This window comes from Methanosarcina sp. WWM596 (assembly GCF_000969965.1).
Taxonomy (GTDB): domain Archaea; phylum Halobacteriota; class Methanosarcinia; order Methanosarcinales; family Methanosarcinaceae; genus Methanosarcina.
Genome location: NZ_CP009503.1, coordinates 3178243 through 3202569 on the forward strand (window position 1 = coordinate 3178243; position 24327 = coordinate 3202569).

Sequence of the window (24327 nt, forward strand, 5' to 3'; positions counted from 1 at the left end):
CCAATCAAAATCGAATCATCCTCACAGTCCCAAACCCCTTAGCAACCCCTTTTCCTATCCCCAAAAAATCTGGAATCAAAAAATTGGCCATAAAACCGCCGTTAAAAGAAATGAAATCCATCCCTTTGTACTTTGAACGCCTGAGCTCCATATCTACATCACATTTTATGGTATCAGGAACCGTATATCCGAAGGTCTTTGACATGGAAAGCAGGTTTCCTATCAGAGTCCTCCTGAGGATTTCCTTTTGCTCTCCAGAGTTGCTGGTCTCGAAAAACTTTTCTTCATTTTCTTTGTTGAGAGCAAGCCAGGGTGTCAGGAATTCGTAGAAATAGATGCCTTTTGTAAGGCCAAAGTCCTGTTTTTTGATCCTCATGGACCTTTCAGTGATTTCAAAGTCTCCGTGAGGAAGGGTGACCGTATCAAATTTGTCAAATAAACCTTTCAAGATTTCTGCTCCTTCATTTACGCCGACTATGATAGGTATCCTGTCAAGGACTTTGTACTGCACTAGAGGGTAACGATAGTAAAAACTGTCAGTGTTATGGTTGTGGAGCTGGTCATATTCATTGAATTTTGACGCAAAGAAACCACGAATCTGATTCGCATCTCCCCTGAATTCTTCTGTTCCTTCAAAAGTCATTTCAAGGGTTTTGAGTTTAATGTTTTCAGGATTCATAATATCTATCTGGAATTTTTTACAAATACATTTTTCAATTTTATTTATTATAGTTAAACATAAATAGTTTTTGATATTTATAAAAAGATTTTACTACTTATGGGATGACATACTATATATTAAAATAGATCTTTTGATATTTTTATTGAAACTCTGCTTGATTCTTTCAAGCCCGGCAGCATAGTCTGTGTGTTTGCAGTAGTTCACCCAGGGGTCAATAACTTTATATATATTTTTAATTCTATTATTCAGAGACTAAATTTTATTTTTGTCGTCTTAAGTCTCTTTATTTATGCCATATCCACTCTTTATACTCTCAATAACCTTTTCAATGGACCCCTCGGTAGGTATGACCTTTATAATACTCCCTGACCCGTTTTCCTCCACAATTTCCTGAAAATAAAAGCCCACGAACTCAAACCCATTCCCAGCAGTCCCGAAATATGTCTTTTCTTTGTTCAGTTCAAGGCTCAGTTCAACCAGAAAAGCCCCAACCCTGTCAGGATCGATCCATTCCTTTGAAAGGACTACAAAATCATCTGCAAAACGCACAAGGTGCTCAACTGACTCCCATTCAACATTCTTGAGCCCGATTTCAACCCAATGGTTGTCGAACTGGTCCAGGTAGAAGTTTACAAGAAGAGGTGAAATTATTCCACCCTGGAGCAGTCCTTTTTTCGAATATTTTCCGAACCGCTTTTTCTCACGAATTCTTATATTTGATGAAGAGCCCGTTACTGAAAAATGTTTCAATCCTTGTTTTAGTGGATCTTGCTCACGAATTAAAGAATTCTATAATAATGAAATCCGTCCAGCACTTTGTTTCAATCCTTGTTTTAGTGGATCTTGCTCACGAATAAAAAGAAACTGGACTCACTGAGGCAAAAACTCAGAGTTTCAATCCTTGTTTTAGTGGATCCTTGTTTTAGTGGATCTTGCTCACGAATTGTCGTATGGCACGAATAGAAAACAAGATCGACGAGAGTTTCAATCCTTGTTTTAGTGGATCTTGCTCACGAATTTCGAGTATAAGGGTATAGTATGTAAACGAAACTATAGGTTTCAATCCTTGTTTTAGTGGATCTTGCTCACGAATAATTTGACCGAATAGCGCGCCCCGCATTCGGGGCATGGTTTCAATCCTTGTTTTAGTGGATCTTGCTCACGAATATATTTTCGTCATTTGCACTGAGTACACCATACATGGTTTCAATCCTTGTTTTAGTGGATCTTGCTCACGAATGCCTAGTTTCAACATTCGTAATTATTGGTCTTGTGTAGTTTCAATCCTTGTTTTAGTGGATCTTGCTCACGAATAAGAACGTCTTTAAATGATCTCACAGAGAAATACTGGTTTCAATCCTTGTTTTAGTGGATCTTGCTCACGAATCGAAGAGCGCAGAGTTTTAGCATTAGAGTCGATCGCGTTTCAATCCTTGTTTTAGTGGATCTTGCTCACGAATAAGATGCGCTTAACAAGTACGACGGGGATATTTAGTTTCAATCCTTGTTTTAGTGGATCTTGCTCACGAATGATCAGAAGAATATCATTACTTACAACTCTATAATGTTTCAATCCTTGTTTTAGTGGATCTTGCTCACGAATAGATATTTTCCGGGCAACTTATGAGAAAGTGGAGGATGTTTCAATCCTTGTTTTAGTGGATCTTGCTCACGAATCTGAAGACTGTGATATGATAGGTCATTATGCATTTAAGTTTCAATCCTTGTTTTAGTGGATCTTGCTCACGAATACAGTTTCATGTGTTTCCTGGTCAACGTATTTATGTTTCAATCCTTGTTTTAGTGGATCTTGCTCACGAATTCCTCTTTTGTCTTCTTTGCAGATTCAATGAGTTCGTTTCAATCCTTGTTTTAGTGGATCTTGCTCACGAATAGACTTCTTCCGTCATCTCCTGCGAAGGAAGGACCGTTGTTTCAATCCTTGTTTTAGTGGATCTTGCTCACGAATTATTACGCCTTTTTATGATGATTATTAATTATTTTTAGTTTCAATCCTTGTTTTAGTGGATCTTGCTCACGAATTGTTTTATAACAAAGCTGGGGATGTCCAGGGATTCAGTTTCAATCCTTGTTTTAGTGGATCTTGCTCACGAATCTTTATGTCTAGATTAGAGGGGCTGAGGTGCTTACGTTTCAATCCTTGTTTTAGTGGATCTTGCTCACGAATTGGGCATTATATCGCCACTGATCGAGATGCGTGGGGTTTCAATCCTTGTTTTAGTGGATCTTGCTCACGAATAGTTTCAGGACTGCCCCGTCTTCAAAAACCACCTTTGGTTTCAATCCTTGTTTTAGTGGATCTTGCTCACGAATAATCAAATCTGCCGAGATAATTCTGTATGAAAAAAGTTTCAATCCTTGTTTTAGTGGATCTTGCTCACGAATTACAAAGAAAAAATCAGAAGGCGAATACAAATACAGTTTCAATCCTTGTTTTAGTGGATCTTGCTCACGAATGGAACTAAACGGAATTATGGATGAAATTCAATGTAGTTTCAATCCTTGTTTTAGTGGATCTTGCTCACGAATGGAAAGATGCAGATGAGGAACTTAAACAGGCAGTTGCGTTTCAATCCTTGTTTTAGTGGATCTTGCTCACGAATTACTTCACCAGAGTCATAACGCCGGGATCGATTACGTTTCAATCCTTGTTTTAGTGGATCTTGCTCACGAATGTCATGTACTCCGAATTAACGGTCGGATGCACATATGGTTTCAATCCTTGTTTTAGTGGATCTTGCTCACGAATGTCATGTACTCCGAATTAACGGTCGGATGCACATATGGTTTCAATCCTTGTTTTAGTGGATCTTGCTCACGAATATAATTACGAAGCCACGGGGAGCACCGGAGAGAACAGTTTCAATCCTTGTTTTAGTGGATCTTGCTCACGAATACAAAACGCATAGCAGCTTTTAGCCGATAGCGATTTGTTTCAATCCTTGTTTTAGTGGATCTTGCTCACGAATACATAGACCTCTCAAAAGGGTTTACAGTCATCGACCTGGGTTTCAATCCTTGTTTTAGTGGATCTTGCTCACGAATGCCGTTTTAAAAGCCTTCCAAAATTCCGAGATAAGTTTCAATCCTTGTTTTAGTGGATCTTGCTCACGAATACAAAACGCATAGCAGCTTTTAGCCGATAGCGATTTGTTTCAATCCTTGTTTTAGTGGATCTTGCTCACGAATACATAGACCTCTCAAAAGGGTTTACAGTCATCGACCTGGGTTTCAATCCTTGTTTTAGTGGATCTTGCTCACGAATGCCGTTTTAAAAGCCTTCCAAAATTCCGAGATAAGTTTCAATCCTTGTTTTAGTGGATCTTGCTCACGAATACTCATAATCTTCTAATACCCTATCAAGAGCATCATGTTTCAATCCTTGTTTTAGTGGATCTTGCTCACGAATACCTTTGCTTCGTAGCGCACTGTTTCCACGGCAAGTTTCAATCCTTGTTTTAGTGGATCTTGCTCACGAATCTTTGAGGTAGATCCGAATGGACATTATGTGTATAGTTTCAATCCTTGTTTTAGTGGATCTTGCTCACGAATAACAAGATCTCAGCTAATTCATTATACTCCCCGGTTGGAGTTTCAATCCTTGTTTTAGTGGATCTTGCTCACGAATGTGACGAAGAACCGGTAACTGAGAAGCTTAAACTGTGTTTCAATCCTTGTTTTAGTGGATCTTGCTCACGAATTGCGTTTTATGCCTGTTGTGATCTCGATAGGTGGGTGTTTCAATCCTTGTTTTAGTGGATCTTGCTCACGAATGGGAGGAAGTGGATGGGAGTGGCGGGGGCACTGTAAGTTTCAATCCTTGTTTTAGTGGATCTTGCTCACGAATCATATGCCCTGACTTCTTCTCGTGTCCTGCCTGCCGGTTTCAATCCTTGTTTTAGTGGATCTTGCTCACGAATTTTCCTAACAGTAGATCTGTCAAACATGGAGATTGGTTTCAATCCTTGTTTTAGTGGATCTTGCTCACGAATGTAATTTCATCCAAAACTGTTTTTGAGGCAACCGGAGTTTCAATCCTTGTTTTAGTGGATCTTGCTCACGAATAGCAACCACTTTCAGAGAAAAGGGCGGCTCACTTTCATAGTTTCAATCCTTGTTTTAGTGGATCTTGCTCACGAATAATTAGAACTTACAAAGAAAGAAAAAAACAATAAAGTTTCAATCCTTGTTTTAGTGGATCTTGCTCACGAATGTTCCCCCAAATTATGTAGAGGGGGAGGAAATTTAGTTTCAATCCTTGTTTTAGTGGATCTTGCTCACGAATGCTTTGGACATCACAGTCACGGAGGGCATCATGGAGTTTCAATCCTTGTTTTAGTGGATCTTGCTCACGAATTAACCTACCTATGGATAATTAAAACCTTATTTGAGGTGTTTCAATCCTTGTTTTAGTGGATCTTGCTCACGAATGAGCCTTAACAAAATTAAAACAGATTCCGGCAGAAACGTTTCAATCCTTGTTTTAGTGGATCTTGCTCACGAATAGGGCAAAAATTTCCGTTATTACGCCAGAAAAGGCTTAAAATCACCTCTTTTTTGGGACTTGAATTCTTGCTGGAAAATTATCAAACCCTTTATAAATACAAGAAAAACTCCTCAAACGCAGATATTCAGGGAAAGCAATCTATGTACTTACTAGGAGTTAAGATGTTTTCATATATATTTCTTGACTTTTTCCGCTGATTTCCCTGTTACATTAGAGTACATAATGATCAGTGGAAGATAATTCATTGAAAATGAATTGACAGCTGATTTATTTTATTTTTACGGTCTGCTGGTGTGAATATTTTTCAGTTTCTTTTTTATTTTTGTGGATTTTATTTTTACTTTGGTGTATATCATATCCGCAATTATATGTGCTTCTATAGAGACAACAATTCCGGATAATAATGATATCAAATATTTTGTTGGGATTTGATTTATGTCGAGGTCGAAAAACTTGACAACAGGTGCTATGATGAATAAACTTACGGTTGAAATTATTATGATGGGACCTGATAATGGATGGTGCAGTTTCCCACGGTGCTTGAATATTTTTTGGTAAGGCCACCAGATGTATTTGAGGATTCCCCATCTTTTGAAGGGCTCGCTTTTGGTATCAAGATCGGGACTGAGATAATATGTTCCGAATAGGAGTGCAAATGAAAATATTGCAATAGTATCAAATTCAAGATATTCCAGTGGAATATGCGATTTTATATAGTGCGTATGTAAACCTAGCAATATACCAAACAGCAATATGATGTTTATTTTTGTGTGAGTTTTTCCATTGGGCATTCTGAACACCGTTTTTAAACTGGAGAGTATCTATCTGATTCGAAACCTTTTTTCATCTAACCGATACATATACTTTTTAAATCTTTATATAATCATTTATATAATTCATTTAATTAGACAGTAATGGTTAATAATTCATTTGGGCGGTTATCGATAGATTTTGAATAAAATGTATTCCAGTTTCAGTCCGTGTCCAGTAAATCTTGCTACGAATTTGCAAACTCTGTTTCTGGTATAGCCTGAATGCATACTATGGAATCCCTCTGCTGTGAAATGAAAGGGTATCTCATATCCTATACCTGGATTATCCTATACCTGGGTTATCCTATACCTGGATTATCCTATACCAGGATTATCCTGTACCTGGATTATCCTATACCTGGATTACCCGATACCTGGATTTTGAAAAAAGAATAAGGAAGCTAAAATTGGTAGAAGGTTAGATAAGAAAATCGAAAATGAAAATGAAAATGAAAATGAAAATGAAAATGAAAATGAAAATGAAAATGAAAATGAAAATGAAAATGAAAATGAAAATGAAAATGAAATTATGAGCGATTTACAGGGTCGGATTGAAAACTCTGGTCCAGTAAAAGATGCATTTTAAGACCTTTTCCATGAAAACAATGCATCTCTGCAAGTGTATTTTTACATTTAAAGCCTTTTGAATGTTTAAATTTGAAATTTTTCATTTTCGGAACGAAACGTCTTTTGGGTCAAAGTATTCGGGATCAAAATCTTCTCCCAGCCATGCCACAGTATCTTCGTATTCCTCATGTTCCGGGTTTTTCAGGATCTCCAGCATATCTTCATAGCCCCATATTCCCCCGATGTCTTCAGGGACAGCTGCTCTTTTTCCTGCAGTACATATGGGATACTCCACCCCTTCTTTTATCGGGAGGATTTTTTCAAGCCTGACTTTTACCTGCCAGTTGTCCCCGAAATCGTAGGTGTACAGAGCAATCTTATTTTCCGGTGTGAAATATTTGGATATTTTAGTCTTCTTTTCCGGGACAAGGGGTTCTTCGAAACCTTCTAAATCGTCGCTTTCCGTTCCTATTCTATCCATCATTCCTGTCTTTGGGTTTGGCATTTCAAATTCATGCAGATGGTAGTCGTCCCAGTCCATTACATCCTGAATAGCATCGTGAAGGTCAAGGAAGGTATAATTTTCCGGCACCTGGATACGCCGCCATATCTGGGGGGTAATGCCTTCCATGGAGAGTTTCAGCTGGCAAACTTTCTCGAAAGTCTTTTTCATAGAATATTCTCCAGGAATAATTATATGAATCTCTCTATTTTAGTTTTTGGGATCTTTTTGTCCAGAAATACAGGAAATATGCGGGTAAAAAGGTTTTTTTCACTAAAAAGGGGATTTTCTTTCCTTTATCATGAAGTGGGAAAAATCCCTGATCATCTCTAAACATTCATCTACGGATAGGTCTTTAAAAATTTCAAACCACTTCTTCGTGTGCCTCGCGAATTTTGAACTGGAAGGTATTCAGGAGGTCCTCTGCAAGTTTCAATCTTCGGCAGGTCGACATTAGTTTTTGATACTTCTTATTGATGACGATTTTGAAAAGATGCTCCGTAATTGTGTGTAGTTGTTAGGTTTGCATATGACCAATTATTAATCTATTATACTAAATTTTTATGAAAAAATGGTTCAGTGCTTGTATAGGTCGTGAGAATTGGGTCACACGTTAACCAGTTTTAATCATAATAAATAGTTATCTAATGCTCTAACTTACCTTCGGCAGGTCGACATATAATTTTTGATACTTCTTATTGATGACGATTTTAAAAGATGCTCCGTAATTGTGTGTAGTTGTTAGGTTTGCATATGACCAATTATTAATCTATTATACTAAATTTTTATGAAAAAATGGTTCAGTGCTTGTATAGGTCGTGAGAATTGGGTCACACGTTAACCAGTTAAACCTAATAAATAGTGATCTAATGTTCTAAAACGGTATCGGAAAAAATATTCTAATTTCTAATGTCGACCTGCCGAAAGTAAGTAAGATCTAATGTCGACCTGCCGAAAGTAAGTAAGATCTAATGTCGACCTGCCGAAAGTAAGTAAGATCTAATGTCGACCTGCCGAAAGTAAGTAAGATCTAATGTCGACCTGCCGAAAGTAGGATTTTATGTTTACTGATGGTAAATAAACTCTTAGATAATTATGAGAGTTTCCTCAAAAAAAGAAAAATAAGATCGATGAAAAGTAATGTATAATATTATCTTTTTAGGTGTCTTTGTCAAAAATTCCCATAATAGATTCTTCTGAGTCCAACAAGAGACCCATTTCAGAACTGTAGTCAACACTTGCAAATATCATATCAGAGTCAATCTGGATTTGGTTATTATGTTTTAGTTTTTTGTATTGACCAACACTTATTGAGACAATATATTTCATAGCTTCAAAATACCTTTTGTTCTCGATTTCCTCAAGATACTCAAGTTTAAACTGAATTGGAACGACTTCAACTGATTGATATAGGTTATAAAACTCTTCCTGATTTTCTTTTTCATTTATAAAAGGAACAATTTTGCTATGAAATTTGGGAAAGGTTTTTTTCACCATTTCGAAAGATGCCAGATCAGAATCCTGATATCCGTTCAAATATACTTCATCCACAAGTTTTTGAATTTTGCTTTCTCCCAGAATATTCTCTTTACTTAACAGCTCCAGACTTTTAGAGACTAATTCCTGATTTTTGTAAACATATTTGTCTTTTTCAGATCCTTGTTCAAAAACATATACTGGCTTGATTATTTTTTCTTCCCAACCTTTTCGATTAACCCTTCCAAACCTCTGGATAAGGGCATCGAGGGGAGCTGGCTCTGAAAACAGTACATCATAATCAATATTAAGAGAGACTTCAATTGCCTGGGTGCCAACTAGAAGGTTCAGATTCTCTAATTTTGATTCAATTTCCTCTCTGTCTCTAAGGATAAACCTTCCATGGATTAAGCCGCGATTTTCTATTCCTTGAGAGAGCTGCTTGTAGATCTTCTGGGCCTGAACAACGGTGTTACAAACAACAAGCACTTTTTTGTTATCACCTAGTTCTTTTAGAATTAGATCCAAATTATCTTGAATATTACCTTTAAGAACAGAAACCCTGTGTCTTGTAAACTCATCCAGTTCCAATTCTGTAAAAAATATCTCTTTTGTTATTCCTAATTCCGTCTTGAACATTTCTTTAAGAAAAGAAGGAAGAGTAGCAGACATAATCAAGAAATTGGCTTGATATTCTTTTAGGATTTTGAGCGTTTCAAGGATTAGAGCAGTTGTATGAGCATCATATGCGTGAATTTCGTCCATTATAAAAAGAGCATTAGACATTTCTGCAAGATTCTGCTCAAACCCTCTAATTCCAAACATAGATTTAAGAATCTGATGTGGAGTTGCTATTTTATAAGGTCTGTAAATTTTATCAGTGAGGCTTTTTATTTCTTTTGCTTTTTTAGTTGCAGTCAGGTAATCTTCTTCATCTTCAAAGCTTCGGTACAGATAATACATAGCTTTGCCGTGTTGAATACCTATCAATTCAGGGTCTTTAAAATCTATTTGAAGTCTTTTATACATTGCGTTGATACTGGCAGTATAGGGAAGCAAATAAAAGACTCTTTTTGACCTGCAAGGATTCTGATTAGCATGACTCCATAATAATGATGCTTCTGTTTTCCCAGTTCCAGTTGGTGCAATTAAAAAGGCATCACCTTTTGTTTCTGCTGCTTGACTTTGTGTTTTTCTCAGTTCGGGAAAATTATATACAGCTCTCATGTCTTCAATTCCAGATAGTAAGCTGTACTTTCCCCCTGATGCAAGATGGTCACAAGCTGTTAAAAATCCTTTGAGGAATATCCCGTATTTGTCATGCAAAATTGTTAATTCTTTATCTTCAAATTGGTTTTTATATGGTAGTACTGCACTTTTATATGAATCAATCAATTCATCTATTGACATTATATCTCTAAATTTATTTAATTCAAAACCCAGATACTTTTTGCTGATTTCTGGAATTTTTTGTTGAATTTCCTTTAATTCTTCAAAGTTAGAAATTAATTCTTGCAGCTTTTCAAAATAGCGTTTTTTGCCCATAGGGTTTGGAAAAGTTCCAAACTTTTCCCTCAAATAAAATATATCTTTATGATGAGTAATTATTGCCATAGCAACGGCATTTTTGAACTGGTTTTCATATTCAAGCCCGGAAACAAAACCAGCAGAGAGAATTTCATGTCTGTATTTCCATTTCTCCCCTCCGGAGATAGCTTTTTGAAATCCTGACGCAGCTTTCCCGAAATCGTGGAAAAAAATAGAGTAGAAAAGATGTTCCCAGAAGTCTGGAACTCCGCAGATTTGAGGAACTTCAGGGTAAGCGTCTTTTATACTTTTAAAAACCATAAGCGCGTTTTTTGTATGCTCCAGAAGGGTTTCATCGGGATCTTTTTTTGCAAGAATTACCATGTTTTTTTCCTTACTTTGTCAATCAACTCTTATGAAGCCAGACTGCCCAGTTCATTTCTGGGTCAAATAAACACTTTTCAGGATAGGTGAAAAACTCGTCCATAAGAAGATATGGTTTTACTCCTACAGCTTTTCTGGGAATAGTATCAGTAAAGTGACTTGGGAGAGCCTGCACTAGACCATATGCACCTTTAATTCCAAAAGGAAGAATAGTTTTCCCCAACCTCTTTCCAGCCTCTTCTTCAAGTTCCAATTCCTTTATTTCTGAAACTTTTGCCAAGTCTCCAGATCTACCAAAAAGAAGGGGATACTGAGGCTTACGGAAATATTTACTAAACTCAGGCCTGTCAAGATAGAGATAAAGTTCAGGATTATACAAAAATTCCCTTTTTATGACATTTGATTTTGCAGAAAGCCCTGGACTTAATTCGTAGATCGTTTCAAGGTCTACTGCTTTACTCTCAAAGCCAAATACGTAACCAACGCTTACATCCTCAGGGACAGTTAATTCTCCTCTCGCTGCTGAAATCAACCCATACACAGTACTTATGGGAGGAACTGGAAGAGTAGGCTGAAATCCGCTTATGAATCCGGGATACCTGAAGGATGCGGTCCAGCTTCCAATTTTTATCCTTAAGACTTTCATCTTATCTCATCAGCCCGGGAATCGTTTGCACAAAAGAATCAACTATTTCGTTTATAGAACCATAAATTACTTTTTGACTGTTGCCTGTATATTTTTCAGTTAGAGCTTTAAGTGCAGGATCAAGCTCATCCATAAAACCTTTACGTCTTCCGATATAGATGTCAGTCAACAGGATATCTGAATAATCGGAAATCACTTCTTCCAGAGCTTCCAGGTCTACGAGAGCTTCTCCATTTTCCTCTCTGACGAGATTCATAAAGAGATGATTTCCACCGTCTATTCCTGCAAGTATGAGAAGTTTTGGGGAAACATCAGTGAGATGGGATGTCTGTTTTGCACCGCCTGTAAGGTAAGGGAGAGCTTTTAACACATCTGTTGCCCTCTTCATCCTTACTTCGGCAGGCATTACCCATTTACTTTCTATTTTTTCCGCCCCATTTTTTTCTGCAATTGCTTCAAGTTCAGGATACATATTTTTGTATCCTGTTTTTTCGTTCTTGTGAAACACACCGATGTTGTCAAGGTCAAGGGAAAAGATTCCTTTCAAAACCGTGGAGTAAAATTCATGTTCATAAGGAACAGGGTCACCTTCGTGGCGCGCCATTACTCCAAAATCTTCCGTAGGAACCTGACCTGCAACCGAAACAAGAGGGGAGTTTTTCAAGGTGGAAAGCCTTGTTACAGTACCACCATCTGCTTTTTTGAGAGCTCGCATGTATCCAAATACGTCGTCGTCATCATATTCAACCGGATTAGCACTTGTGAATGCTATTTTCTTTTCACGCTCGATAGGGGAGACATTCCAATTGAACTTCTCCTCGAGGGTTGTACGCCACCAGTACCTGAGAGCCTGTCCTGAGACATATGGGTACACTTTCCTTCCTTTCCGGATTGTCTTTACTCTGACAATGTTTTCCGTCCTTTCACTGCTATCATTTCCTGCGTTGTTGAGTGCTGAATGGGGAGCATCGATAAGCATGAAACCGTTTACTGTATGTGTCATAGTCAGTTCTCCTCAGATAATTCCGTTTCTTCGTCCTCGATAGAAATCAGTTCTGATTTCAAATCGTCCTGTTCAACCAGCCAGTTGTGCAGATCTTCGTAAATCCTGAAAAGTAAAAGGTCTTGAGTCTCCCTCCAGCCCATGTTTCCTTCAGGAAAGAGGCCTTCCATAAACTCTTCAAGAGTAAAAAGTGAGTCTTGAGAACCTCTTTTAATTCGGTCTTTTTCGATCAGCCTCAATATGTTCCTGAATGTGGCAAAATTACTCGCCATTTCAAGCTGATTCAATTTTTTTATGTTTTGAGTATCCTTTATATAATCTGAGATGCTGTCCCCAACTTTTTTGAGGGTATCCAATCTCTTACTACTCATGTTTCTTACCTCTGTCAAATAATATTCCAGTAACTGCCAATCCCCGTAGACCTGCCTCGCTTTATTGTCGATGAAATATTTCACAATAGAATGACCTTTTAAAAGATTTATGTAAACAGAATTGCCTTTATTTTTGTATTCATCTCCTTCCTTGATTTTGTCCAAATTAAAATATCCCTTTCTGACAATTTTCATCCATTCTGAAAACTGGTCTGACTGTTTAACATAAGCCAGGAATCTGAACACTGGTGTAGGAACTCTATATATCTCAAGATCAGGCCCCTGATTATAATTTGTAAAATGGTATATGCTTATAGAGGGATTCTCTTCAACCCATCTTTCTTCGTATTGGAGAATTAAGTCCTCAATTATATGAAAAAGAGCATTAACAGGATTTTTGTAACCCTCGTCAAAACAACCTCTGTAGCTGTTTGCTGAAATCTGTCTCTGAACATCCTTTATCGCTTTTTCTGCCCAATAATGCATTACTTTGGTCGAGTTTGAGTGGATGAGCAAAAGTTTTCCACATGCATAAAATACAAGAGGAGAAAATTGAACTGCAAGTGTGCAGGCAGGGCAGTAATCAGCCCCTTGCTGACCGTAAGGGAAAAAATTAATCAATGTTCCTGAACCTATAAGGGGAATTTCTGTTTTTGTCCTAACGTTCTCAACATCATATCTCCCACAAGCGATGCAGTTTCCGAACTCTTTTGACCCTTCCTGAGATTCAACCTGACCAATTAACTGCTCTAAATATTTAAGAAGCCTTTTATCCTTATTTTTCACAGAAGGATTAGTAATCGCGTTATTAGGAAAAACAGAATAAAGGCTTTTTGCCCACTCTGAACTTAAATATACAGAAATCACATCTTGTGTAATTTCTCTTAGGTCCTTCACTGTAATTTCTTCAGGCTTTTTTTTATCAGACCACTCGCATATAGCCCATATCCCTGTGTCAACGAATGGGTTTCCTGTATATTGATATATCAATATTTACCCTCCAGATAACTATTTTTGTAGTATCAATATCTTTATTTTTTCCCATTCTGAGGATGGACTTTTTCTTGTAGAATGTCCAATAATTTTAAAAATAATAATGTTGATTCAACAGGATTTGTTTGATCCATAACTTGTTCCTTAACCATTCATTTAATTTTGTAATTATATTTTCCCGTTTTTGTGAATTAATTGTATCTTAAGATATATCTTAACGTAGATAAATTTTTCGCAGTTAATTACGAACCCTAAATGGAATTTTAAGTAACTTATTATAAAAAAATGCAAAAAATAAACGATCCCTCAAAGGTCTTATTTTTTAATAAAATTGCGAACTCTAAATTTTCAATCCCTTAAAGAAATGATTGCTATTACATTTCTCTTAATAGTATATATCTTTTCAATTTATTTTTTGAATACTTTATTCTACTCCTAATTTAAAGAAAAAATATTTATATAAGTATTTCCCCCTCGTGTTTCAATCCCTCTAAGGTCTGATTTTAACCAAGTTTCCCCCAACGAGATTAGGGGGACGTGTTACGTTTCAATCCCTCTAAGGTCTGATTTTAACAACTCGGATTGATGCTTGTAAAAGGTATGTATTTTGAGTTTCAATCCCTCTAAGGTCTGATTTTAACCCTTAACGAAGATACAAACATAGACTTCTCAAAAGACGTTTCAATCCCTCTAAGGTCTGATTTTAACGAGGGGAAAGGAGTTTGAGGAATGGATCGAATCAATTATCTGTTTCAATCCCTCTAAGGTCTGATTTTAACTTGCTTTTGGAATTTGCATACTTATATGCCAAAAACTGTTTCAATCCCTCTAAGGTCTGATTTTAACTCCGTTAGCAAGTCAGACAACTAAAAAAGAACAGAGTTTCAATCCCTCTAAGGTCTGATTTTAACTTTCATCCAAAGCTGGACGCAAAAAAGGACGTGGACGTGTTTCAATCCCTCTAAGGTCTGATTTTAACAAGAAAAATCACTAATGAATCCAAAAGTTTTTAGGGTTTCAATCCCTCTAAGGTCTGATTTTAACCAGGAAATATTTGTATGCTTCAAACAGCCTAATTTAGTTTCAATCCCTCTAAGGTCTGATTTTAACATGAAACATCATTCGCAGGGTCAAGCTTCTCGAGGTTTCAATCCCTCTAAGGTCTGATTTTAACCTGAAATTACAGACATCAATGCAACATATATACGTTTCAATCCCTCTAAGGTCTGATTTTAACGCCCGTATTTTTCAAATATGTCCGTAGATGCTTTTGTGTTTCAATCCCTCTAAGGTCTGATTTTAACATTTGCATCACAGTATGCTTGAAGGACTTGTACTTTGTTTCAATCCCTCTAAGGTCTGATTTTAACACCATCAGCAGACAGAAGCCGATAATGAGCTACGGTGTTTCAATCCCTCTAAGGTCTGATTTTAACCACTACCTCTTATACCATATTTCTGCATTATACTCTTGTTTCAATCCCTCTAAGGTCTGATTTTAACTGAAAAAGTGAGAATGGTTATTTTTGAAGGTGCGAAGGTTTCAATCCCTCTAAGGTCTGATTTTAACGTGCATTAACAATTCTATGGTACTCAATCCAATGTGGTTTCAATCCCTCTAAGGTCTGATTTTAACAATTCCATGAATCAGATTGTCCAGTTCCTCCATTAAATGTTTCAATCCCTCTAAGGTCTGATTTTAACTGCAATGGTCATAGATGGGGTAGAAGATGTTGTAAAGTTTCAATCCCTCTAAGGTCTGATTTTAACGCTCTGGGAAGTGACTGTATCTCAGGAGGTATACCTGTGTTTCAATCCCTCTAAGGTCTGATTTTAACTAGATTACTTCAAATTAAAATATGTTCCATGAGGTAGTTTCAATCCCTCTAAGGTCTGATTTTAACCCTTCTACACTTTTTTTAGAGGGGCCAAGCTCCCATGTTTCAATCCCTCTAAGGTCTGATTTTAACAGGATATCAGCAGGGCGGCGATTTCGCAAACGATCTCCGTTTCAATCCCTCTAAGGTCTGATTTTAACTAAAAAAGTGATAGAGTCTCTCAACCTTCTTTCGTTTCAATCCCTCTAAGGTCTGATTTTAACAGTTACCACTTTAAAAACCAAACTATCAACTACCGTTTCAATCCCTCTAAGGTCTGATTTTAACACAATCTGCACAACCTGCAAACAACTGACTCCCGTGTTTCAATCCCTCTAAGGTCTGATTTTAACGTGGATTGCTGGCGGATTTTACCCCCCCATTCCCATAAGTTTCAATCCCTCTAAGGTCTGATTTTAACTCTGATGAGATCGAGGCAATTGACAAAGGGAACGCACGTTTCAATCCCTCTAAGGTCTGATTTTAACTTCACGAACCGAATAGCCTTTTTAAGGGACGGTACCCTTGTTTCAATCCCTCTAAGGTCTGATTTTAACATTGGCAATACCATTAAAATGAAGGGGTATATTCAGTTTCAATCCCTCTAAGGTCTGATTTTAACCTGATCCCAGACAGCAAATCATTGTCCCCATGTCTAGTTTCAATCCCTCTAAGGTCTGATTTTAACTCTGTACGCAACACTCTTAATTCTCTTCTCATGAAGTTTCAATCCCTCTAAGGTCTGATTTTAACAAGCCCGTTATCGTGTTTTCTGTATAGCTCATGTTAGTTTCAATCCCTCTAAGGTCTGATTTTAACTTACGTTAAGGCGGCGTCTGTCAACCGTGGGTTCCTGTTTCAATCCCTCTAAGGTCTGATTTTAACCCTTGACGACGTCAAGTCCTTAATGTCGAATGATCAAAGTTTCAATCCCTCTAAGGTCTGATTTTAACATGTTTCAATTCGTCACTGCGTGGGTACCGCAATAATTACGTTTCAATCCCTCTAAGGTCTGATTTTAACAGCTATCTCTCCCTGTTTAAATTTTATTTTGTTAATGTTTCAATCCCTCTAAGGTCTGATTTTAACTTTTAATGCACATGAGCCATGGTTCCGGAAAACACAATGTTTCAATCCCTCTAAGGTCTGATTTTAACTTGACCGAGCAGTCGGGAACATATCTCTTACTGAGATGTTTCAATCCCTCTAAGGTCTGATTTTAACTTGGGAGTATGAAACGCTTAGTCAAAAATTCTTCGTTGTTTCAATCCCTCTAAGGTCTGATTTTAACATAGGAATTTTCGAGAATCAAAACGGGATCGGAACGTTTCAATCCCTCTAAGGTCTGATTTTAACGTGTTGCAAACAGGTAACCCAATGATTATCACAAAAGTTTCAATCCCTCTAAGGTCTGATTTTAACCAACATGGCACTTTACAGAAAAACCGCTTTAGTTGAGTTTCAATCCCTCTAAGGTCTGATTTTAACCCCTCAACAACCCGGTTAGAGGCTATAAAGGAAATAGGTTTCAATCCCTCTAAGGTCTGATTTTAACACAGTTCACGTGACAACTGTGTCACTGAAGACCAGCGTTTCAATCCCTCTAAGGTCTGATTTTAACATGCTTGCACTTGCTTTTATTATGAAAACATTGTAGTTTCAATCCCTCTAAGGTCTGATTTTAACATTGTATTACCGCCATACTCAAACTATATAAGTCCGTTTCAATCCCTCTAAGGTCTGATTTTAACATCCTCAAGTGTTCTTGAACTTGAATATGACGACATGTTTCAATCCCTCTAAGGTCTGATTTTAACATTAATACTATATTGACAGTATTATATAATTTAATATTGTTTCAATCCCTCTAAGGTCTGATTTTAACACAGCTCGATAGGATAGAACGCGTGAAAGGCATTATGTTTCAATCCCTCTAAGGTCTGATTTTAACCCAACACTTACGACGTGTTCGAACCTGGGACATACGAGTTTCAATCCCTCTAAGGTCTGATTTTAACTGTGTTTTTGCGTATATCGTACCGATCCAATTAAACGTTTCAATCCCTCTAAGGTCTGATTTTAACACAGAATGACGACCTTGTAAACAGATCAATTAAACAAGTTTCAATCCCTCTAAGGTCTGATTTTAACTATAGGCGGACTTCTTATAGTACTCGGTCCTGTTGTAAGTTTCAATCCCTCTAAGGTCTGATTTTAACTCAGCTACATTTCCAGTTCTGACATTCCTTCTCCTAATGTTTCAATCCCTCTAAGGTCTGATTTTAACTTGTAATCAGTCTTACAAAATAATGGAGGGAAAGAAAGTTTCAATCCCTCTAAGGTCTGATTTTAACGATTGGATTCTCACGGCTCAAACTAAAACAGGGGAACGGGTTTCAATCCCTCTAAGGTCTGATTTTAACTATATATCGCGGTAGATAACGTTTTTGCAGTGTAGCTGTTTCAATCCCTCTAAGGTCTGATTTTAACGCTGTAATCAGTCTTACAAAATAATGGAGGGAAAGAAAGTTTCAATCCCTCTAAGGTCTGATTTTAACGAGTTTGTCATCTTCTCTCAAGGTTGCCATGGACATGTTTCAATCCCTCTAAGGTCTGATTTTAACCTAATTGGTAATGGTACAGTTACAAGTGGAACTATGTTTCAATCCCTCTAAGGTCTGATTTTAACACGCATAAGCGTTGAGGTATGGTTTCGTATCCTTTTGTTTCAATCCCTCTAAGGTCTGATTTTAACTGCCTGCTTGGAAAGAACATCGTGATGAGGTAGGATGTTTCAATCCCTCTAAGGTCTGATTTTAACTGTCAATACCTTGATGAGATCTGTTTCGTTCGAGATGAAAGTTTCAATCCCTCTAAGGTCTGATTTTAACAGGGGAAGCATCTAACCGTCCAACCTGCCCACACTGGTTTCAATCCCTCTAAGGTCTGATTTTAACTTATCTTACTGGTGAGTACGAGGAGATCAAGAATGCTAGGTTTCAATCCCTCTAAGGTCTGATTTTAACTCGGCTACAATTATCCTAATCATTCCGTCGTCTGTGTTTCAATCCCTCTAAGGTCTGATTTTAACGAGGAAGATATCCTCGAATATAAAACCCCGAATTCCATGTTTCAATCCCTCTAAGGTCTGATTTTAACGAGGGTATTACAGTTGAAAATTGTAGAATAAAAGTAGGTTTCAATCCCTCTAAGGTCTGATTTTAACAAACGTATCAGATGCACGCATACAGAACATCATAAGGTTTCAATCCCTCTAAGGTCTGATTTTAACCAAGAAAATTTTCCCCGAATTTAGGTAAATTGGATGCGGAGTCTTTTCAAATAAGAGTTGGATAATTCGGAGTTTGATGTTGTTTTTAGACAATGGTATTTGGTGTTGTACAATATAAAAGTATCCTTTTCTGAATGAATATTCAAGAGGAAGTTTCGGGGATCGTTCTTTCGGTGGTTCATTTATAAAGATCCACGAAAAAAGAAGATAAGCAGAATCTTCTGACGGGGATCTTTAATAAATATATATATAATGTGTTGGCTCTTGTATGAAGGCTTAAGTAGTGAAATTTGCAGATATGGCTGATCAAATTATGTTGTTTGTATCTGCTTTTGGAGTTCCGAGATTTTCTATTCCAAGGTATTTTTTATCTCTGGAGCTGTAGAAGATAATGTGGTCATGGTTTATTTCTATGAGTTCTTTAAGCCTTGACTTAACTTTCAGGAATTCGGCTTTTGTGAGTTCACCTTCAAAAACACTATTTTGAACCCAGTTCATGTATTCCCTTAAAAAGCTTCTCACTTTGTTTACCCTTTCTACTCCTACATCGTACACAATTACCACGTACATTTTACCACCACATTACAAGAGGTTTGTAGTTTTCTGCACCAAGAACATGCTTTGAAAGTTTATATAGCTCAAGTCGAATAAGGCGTTTGTATGAAACACTCTTGTTCAAGCCTTTGTGCTTGATGGTGGTTTTGAGCTTCTCGTCGTATTCTTTGAGGAAAATTTTTTTACCTTTATCACTCAATAGCATGTTTCCGATTTCTCCTCGAAAGCAACCATCATCTAGCATGTTTTTGTTAACAAGCTTAAAAATTATCCTGTCTATCAGGATTGGTTTGAAGATCTCACTTACATCGAGAGATAAAGAGAACCTGCGTTCAAAAGGCTCGTGAAGATATGAAATTGTGGGGTTAAGCTGAGTATTGTAAATCTCTGAAAGGGTAGTGGAATAGACCAGAGAATTCCCAAAACTTATTAATGTGTTCATTTTGTTATTTGGCGGTCTTCTGGTACGTTTTATTATCCTGTATTCCTCAGGGAATATTTCGTCAAGTGCATTGTAGTAGAGTTCCCTAATTTTTCCTTCCGTCCTCATCATGGAAGGCACTGTTTCCGCATCTATCAGCCGGGATAATTCGGTTTTTATAGAAGTTACATAATTTTCGATTATCTCTTGAATGTCTTCCCGGTTTCTTGCATAATATTTGAGGTTTTTCAGAATATTTCCACAGGCACCTTCTATAAATTTTCCAGCAAGACACAACCGTTTTTCAGGATCAAGGTAATATTCAGCCTGTCGTATAACCAGATCTCCACTGATCAGGGTCTCCCGTGGATACATCGAACCCTCATAGAAGCCGTAGTAATTGAAAAAATGAATAGGAATTCCTTCTTTTGAAAGGTAAGAAACAACTCCTGACGAAAACGACAGGTTTCCGTAAGCGAAAATAGAACTTATTTTGTTTATTGGCAGAATCTTTCTGCCTTCTTTGTTTTCAAAATAGACCGTGTTTTCTTTTCTCTTCAAAATTCCGTCCTGTAAAATGTAAAAATTTTCCCGGATTCTTTTACCCCCTTTTGCTTCTCAATATTATCACGATTTTTTTAGTTCGCTCATTCTCCATTTTTATCGCCCCTACCACAGAAACAAAATTCCTGATAAGCACATTTTAAACAGATTTTTTTGTGCATTGGTGCAGGCATTGAGCTGAGAACTATTTTTTTAATCTCTTCAATTTCTCTTTCAATATTGGCTTCATCTTCTGCATTCATTTCAATTTTCTCTGTTTTATTCAGCAGAGGATAATTTAAAATTCCTACTGCATCAAAACCTCTTTTCTTGAGGTAATAAAGATAAAATAAAAGCTGAGCTCTATCCGCAGCATCCATTTTTTTACTTTTTTTGATTTCATGAATCTCAGTTCTTTTTCCCGTTTTCACAAAATCAATGCTTATACCATCAATGGTAATATTTTTAAGATTCTTCTTATAGCGGTCTTCGTGCAGAATCTTTCCCAGGGCAACATTATCGTCACCTCTCTCAAGATTTATATTATGAGAAAAAAGCCAGAGCTTTGTCTTGCAGATATGATAGTAATTTACCTTAACTCCAGTAATCCGAACCGAACCCAGGAAAACCTCTGCATATATATTTGTTTCAGGCTCATCCTTCAGCTCATCTAAACTATAATCTGTATCTTTAACAGATTCATCTTTCACTCCAGAATCTCCTTACTTTGTGTTTATTTCAATATACCTACACATCCAAACCCCATAGCGTTTTTTTCTCCCAGCCCTGCATCATATGCAAACTCCAGGAGTTCCGAGTTTGCGGATAGAGATAAATCCATCAAACTACAGCGTCTATAATTGTCTCCTACCTTTACGCGCTTGGGCTTGAAATTTGGAATACTCATAACTTCAAAAAAGTCCTTCTCGATTTTTGATCCATAGAATTCTTCGTATCGGGCAACCAGATTTTTATGCAGGTTTTCGTGAAACTTTGAGTCTTTAGGATAAAGATCGAACTCAACCAACCGTTCTTCCTGTTTTCTCAGGGTTTTTAAGTAAATAGGAGAAAGGGTCCTGAAAGTACACGTATCCGAAAAATGAACCGCAGGAAGGACTTCAATCCTTTCAATTATAAAGCTTGCCTTATTTTCGCCGTTTCCGAGGAAAAATTCCGGTTCAAGCAAAAGTCCTTCTGCAAAACTTCTTATGAACTCTGGGTCAGGAGATGAAAGGAAAAAATGAGCCTTCCTGAAGTTTAACCCGCTTTTTTCGGGAATTCTGTCATCAAGAATGAGGTTTGAAAACGTATAAAATTTAAAACCTTTCTTACTGTGAGTTTTATCTGCAAGGTCTATATTTGAAGCAGCTAATTTTAAGTATAGCATTGAGGCAAGGCCATACTGATAATCATAATGGAGCGGACCGGAAGATATTTTTCTAACACTTACCCTGCATCTCATAAATAACTATTAGAACTTTTTGTATTTATAATTAAAAGTATTGTGAGATAAAGTATAAATTAATAGGCTCCTGTCTGTCGGATTTTACCAGCTTAAATGACTGTTTTTCTCCCTCTTCCCCTAATTTCTCAAATTATCACATCTTTACATCTCCACATTTTAACATTTTCCCATCTTCACAACACGTCTCAATAACTAAAACTAGAAAGTTATCATTATATTACGCTATCCAGAGAAGCATAGAAGAAGTGGAGGTCGGGTAAACATTCTCACTGAAACTTAGGTAGTGCTAAACTTTTATCACGACTGGGTAAAAAGAAAAAAATACTTGTGAAGACATTTTGTTAATTGGCAGACAGACAAAGCTTGCATCAATGGATCAGCCTGCAGACCAGACTGCTGGCAAAAATATATGGGAACAAAGACTAGGGAATATGGGGGAGAAAGGGGCTTATAGGTGGAGAATGAGGGTGCTTCATCTAAAAAACTTCCTCCCCCCTTCAATTTTTAACCTTTAATATATTTCTTTTGTCTGCTTTCCCTGCCTGCTGCAGCTCTTTAAAATAGTCCTTTGCGATTTTTCCAACAGTAGAAGACTTAACCCCGTAGCATTTCACCTCTTCTTTAAAAAAGCGGGAATAACTGTTTTTTGTCTTTTCGTCAACACTTCCGGTTAAGTCCTTTCTGGCCCTGGATACGATATCGGTTTGCACAGTTTTTTATTTAATCAAAGGTGTTACTTATATCTTGTTTTTCAGGTGAAAGAAATGGTCAGGTATAGGAAAGGTACGCTGCTCCGGAAAGACAAATCTGGGTGGCATTCAAAACATTTTTCATGAGGGAAGCTCAATTTTCCATCATGCCTCAGGTAAAGATTCGCCCTCAGGAACTTTTCGATGCCGAGCGTTTATTTGAAATTCTCACACAAACGGCCTTTGAATTTGTAGAAGTCCCGGTAGAAACCCTTGAAGATGAAAAGCGATTCTTGAATCTGAATGAGGTAAAAAAGAAAACCAATTTTGAATACAACTATTCAATTCTTTATAACGGAATACTTGTAGGAGCCTGTGGGATCAGGATTGATCAACACAGGCCGTGGGCAGGGGAACTCGGTTATCTTGTGGACGAACTTTATCAGGGGCATGGAATTGCAACCGAAGCTGTAAGGCAGCTTGAGGAAATTGGTTTTGGTGAACTGAAATTACATAGGATTGTTATCCTGATGGATATTAGAAACCTCGCAAGTGAGCAGGTTGCCCGGAAGTGCGGGTACGAAAAAGAAGGAATTGCAAAAAAAATCCACAGGATAGGTAAAGAGTATTATGACTGCTTTGTATATGCTAAAACCAGGTAAAAAACGGCAAGAAAAGGGTGAGAAACAGGTCAGTGGGGCAGCAGCAAAAATTAAGCTTAAATCAACCGATAGGTAAAAAATAAAAAAGGAAGAAACAAAGCCTGTATCGGGGGTCTGCAAAACTCAGACCAGCCCAACGGTCTCTACAAGGCTGACTCCGTACCAGACCACCATAAGGTTGTTTATGGTTACCAGAATGCCTACGGATTCTATTATGTGTTTTGTGAGAGCCCAACGCTCCTTTGACGTTTTTATTAACGGAGCTACGTAAAAGAGCAAAAGGACAAATACAATTTTTATAAGCAAGAGATGATAAATTCCGTAATTTTCCAGTATCATTGCGGGAATAGGGTTATATTCCGTGCCGAACGGCAGGGCGTAAAAGGTAGATACCCAGTCCCCTATCACATAGAAAAGGATAATAAAACGGATTTCGTACAGATAAGACCTAAATGAACTCTGAACATAGCCAACTTCCAAGAAAAACCCCCCTCGATTACTTCTTTGTTTTTCATTTAAAGCGATTTTAGTTTCTAAGATTATATAAACGTAAGAAACTAAGATAGAGGTTTACAAATTTTAGTAAGGGGACCGTAACTGTTTTAATAATATTTAATGTGTTTATGAACACCCGTATACGAAAGAAAGGTTTAAATGAGCTTAAATAAGCTTAAAAACAATAAAATATATATTAACAGAATTTTTTCAGAAATAAAATAAAAAAAGAGATTTTAAAGGCTCCTGAATTCTTTTTTGAGTATATCTTGGAGATCATTTCTAAAGAAAAACTGATACATCTAAAACATGTCTTCTTTGGATATACGCAGACTGGTTTTTTCTAGAGTTAAGAAGTGTACTGTAAGATGGAAAAGATTTAAAAAGGAGTATTTCAACCAGAAGGAAAACTCCGACTAAAAGTGATCTCAATAAAAGTGATCCCAATAAAAGTGATCCCAATAAAAGTGATCTCAATAAAAGTGATCCCAATAAAAGTGATCCCAATAAAAGTGATCCCAATAAAAGTGATCCAGCAAAATCATGAATTGAGAGCCCTGCTGGAGATAACGACTTAAGTACTGGTTGAAAGTCTGATTTCAAACTTAAAGAACCGACGGGCTCATACTGATAAATAATGAGTAAGGAAACCTGGCACGTTTTTGACCTCAGGAAGCTTCTTGGGATAGTGTGAGTGAAAAGAGGAAACTATCCCTTAACCCACTAATTTAGTCATGTAAGATGAAAGTGACATGAGGTCTCGGATTAAGGCTATAAAGATATAGAATTAAGTTCATGTGTCTTCGGTTAAGAAAGGAACCATAATAAATTGCCCTA

At 37.1% G+C, this 24327-nt stretch carries 15 protein-coding genes and 2 CRISPR repeat arrays; of the genes, 1 reads left to right on the plus strand and 14 read right to left on the minus strand.

Annotation, left to right across the window (positions count from 1 at the left end; genetic code table 11):
- Positions 1 to 4: 4 nt before the first annotated feature.
- The 13 genes from MSWHS_RS14030 to MSWHS_RS14095 form a co-directional block, all read right to left on the minus strand.
- Complete coding sequence (locus MSWHS_RS14030; protein ID WP_048159232.1) at positions 5 to 679, minus strand: CRISPR-associated endonuclease Cas6; 675 nt, start codon at positions 677 to 679, stop codon at positions 5 to 7.
- Between the two features lie 276 nt (positions 680 to 955).
- Positions 956 to 1396 (minus strand): reverse transcriptase domain-containing protein, encoded by a 441-nt coding sequence (locus MSWHS_RS21740; protein WP_255353734.1) that lies wholly within the window; start codon positions 1394 to 1396, stop codon positions 956 to 958.
- 29 nt (positions 1397 to 1425) lie between these two features.
- Positions 1426 to 5208: a CRISPR direct-repeat array (repeat unit 37 nt; unit sequence GTTTCAATCCTTGTTTTAGTGGATCTTGCTCACGAAT).
- Between the two features lie 280 nt (positions 5209 to 5488).
- Positions 5489 to 6001 carry a metal-binding protein gene (locus tag MSWHS_RS14045; RefSeq protein ID WP_048129186.1) on the minus strand — a complete coding sequence of 171 codons (513 nt, stop codon included), beginning with the start codon at positions 5999 to 6001 and terminating at the stop codon, positions 5489 to 5491.
- A gap of 688 nt (positions 6002 to 6689) precedes the next feature.
- Positions 6690 to 7262 (minus strand): plasmid pRiA4b ORF-3 family protein, encoded by a 573-nt coding sequence (locus tag MSWHS_RS14050; protein WP_048159233.1) that lies wholly within the window; start codon positions 7260 to 7262, stop codon positions 6690 to 6692.
- A gap of 987 nt (positions 7263 to 8249) precedes the next feature.
- Positions 8250 to 10478, minus strand: coding sequence for a CRISPR-associated helicase/endonuclease Cas3 (locus MSWHS_RS14055; protein WP_048159234.1), 2229 nt, complete (start codon positions 10476 to 10478; stop codon positions 8250 to 8252).
- Positions 10479 to 10500: 22 nt separating this feature from the next.
- On the minus strand, positions 10501 to 11124 hold the full coding sequence (gene cas5b, locus MSWHS_RS14060; protein ID WP_048159236.1) for a type I-B CRISPR-associated protein Cas5b: 624 nt from the start codon (positions 11122 to 11124) through the stop codon (positions 10501 to 10503).
- 1 nt (position 11125) lies between these two features.
- On the minus strand, positions 11126 to 12127 hold the full coding sequence (gene cas7i / locus MSWHS_RS14065; protein WP_048159238.1) for a type I-B CRISPR-associated protein Cas7/Cst2/DevR: 1002 nt from the start codon (positions 12125 to 12127) through the stop codon (positions 11126 to 11128).
- Positions 12128 to 12129: 2 nt separating this feature from the next.
- Complete coding sequence (gene cas8a1, locus MSWHS_RS14070) at positions 12130 to 13488, minus strand: type I-B CRISPR-associated protein Cas8b1/Cst1 (RefSeq protein WP_231585450.1); 1359 nt, start codon at positions 13486 to 13488, stop codon at positions 12130 to 12132.
- A gap of 481 nt (positions 13489 to 13969) precedes the next feature.
- Positions 13970 to 18660: a CRISPR direct-repeat array (repeat unit 30 nt; unit sequence GTTTCAATCCCTCTAAGGTCTGATTTTAAC).
- Positions 18661 to 18966: 306 nt separating this feature from the next.
- Entirely contained in the window at positions 18967 to 19230 is a 264-nt protein-coding gene (gene cas2, locus MSWHS_RS14075) for a CRISPR-associated endonuclease Cas2 (RefSeq protein ID WP_048129174.1), read from the minus strand.
- A 1-nt stretch (position 19231) separates the two neighbouring features.
- Positions 19232 to 20233, minus strand: coding sequence for a type I-B CRISPR-associated endonuclease Cas1b (gene cas1b / locus MSWHS_RS14080; protein WP_048159241.1), 1002 nt, complete (start codon positions 20231 to 20233; stop codon positions 19232 to 19234).
- 50 nt (positions 20234 to 20283) lie between these two features.
- The gene (gene cas4, locus MSWHS_RS14085; protein ID WP_082088368.1) at positions 20284 to 20889 is read right to left on the minus strand and encodes a CRISPR-associated protein Cas4; all 606 of its coding nucleotides are present in this window, start codon (positions 20887 to 20889) and stop codon (positions 20284 to 20286) included.
- A gap of 23 nt (positions 20890 to 20912) precedes the next feature.
- Positions 20913 to 21641, minus strand: a complete 729-nt coding sequence (gene cas6 / locus MSWHS_RS14090) for a CRISPR-associated endoribonuclease Cas6 (RefSeq protein ID WP_048129170.1) — start codon at positions 21639 to 21641, stop codon at positions 20913 to 20915.
- A gap of 500 nt (positions 21642 to 22141) precedes the next feature.
- A complete protein-coding gene (locus tag MSWHS_RS14095; protein ID WP_048159242.1) occupies positions 22142 to 22354 on the minus strand; it encodes a DNA alkylation repair protein in 213 nt (70 codons plus the stop codon).
- A 122-nt stretch (positions 22355 to 22476) separates the two neighbouring features.
- Here MSWHS_RS14095 and MSWHS_RS14100 point away from each other — a divergent pair, with 122 nt between their 5' ends.
- A complete protein-coding gene (locus MSWHS_RS14100; RefSeq protein ID WP_231585452.1) occupies positions 22477 to 22995 on the plus strand; it encodes a GNAT family N-acetyltransferase in 519 nt (172 codons plus the stop codon).
- A 123-nt stretch (positions 22996 to 23118) separates the two neighbouring features.
- Here MSWHS_RS14100 and MSWHS_RS14105 read toward each other — a convergent pair whose 3' ends face one another.
- The gene (locus MSWHS_RS14105; RefSeq protein WP_048129168.1) at positions 23119 to 23475 is read right to left on the minus strand and encodes a DUF5658 family protein; all 357 of its coding nucleotides are present in this window, start codon (positions 23473 to 23475) and stop codon (positions 23119 to 23121) included.
- Positions 23476 to 24327 lie beyond the last annotated feature (852 nt).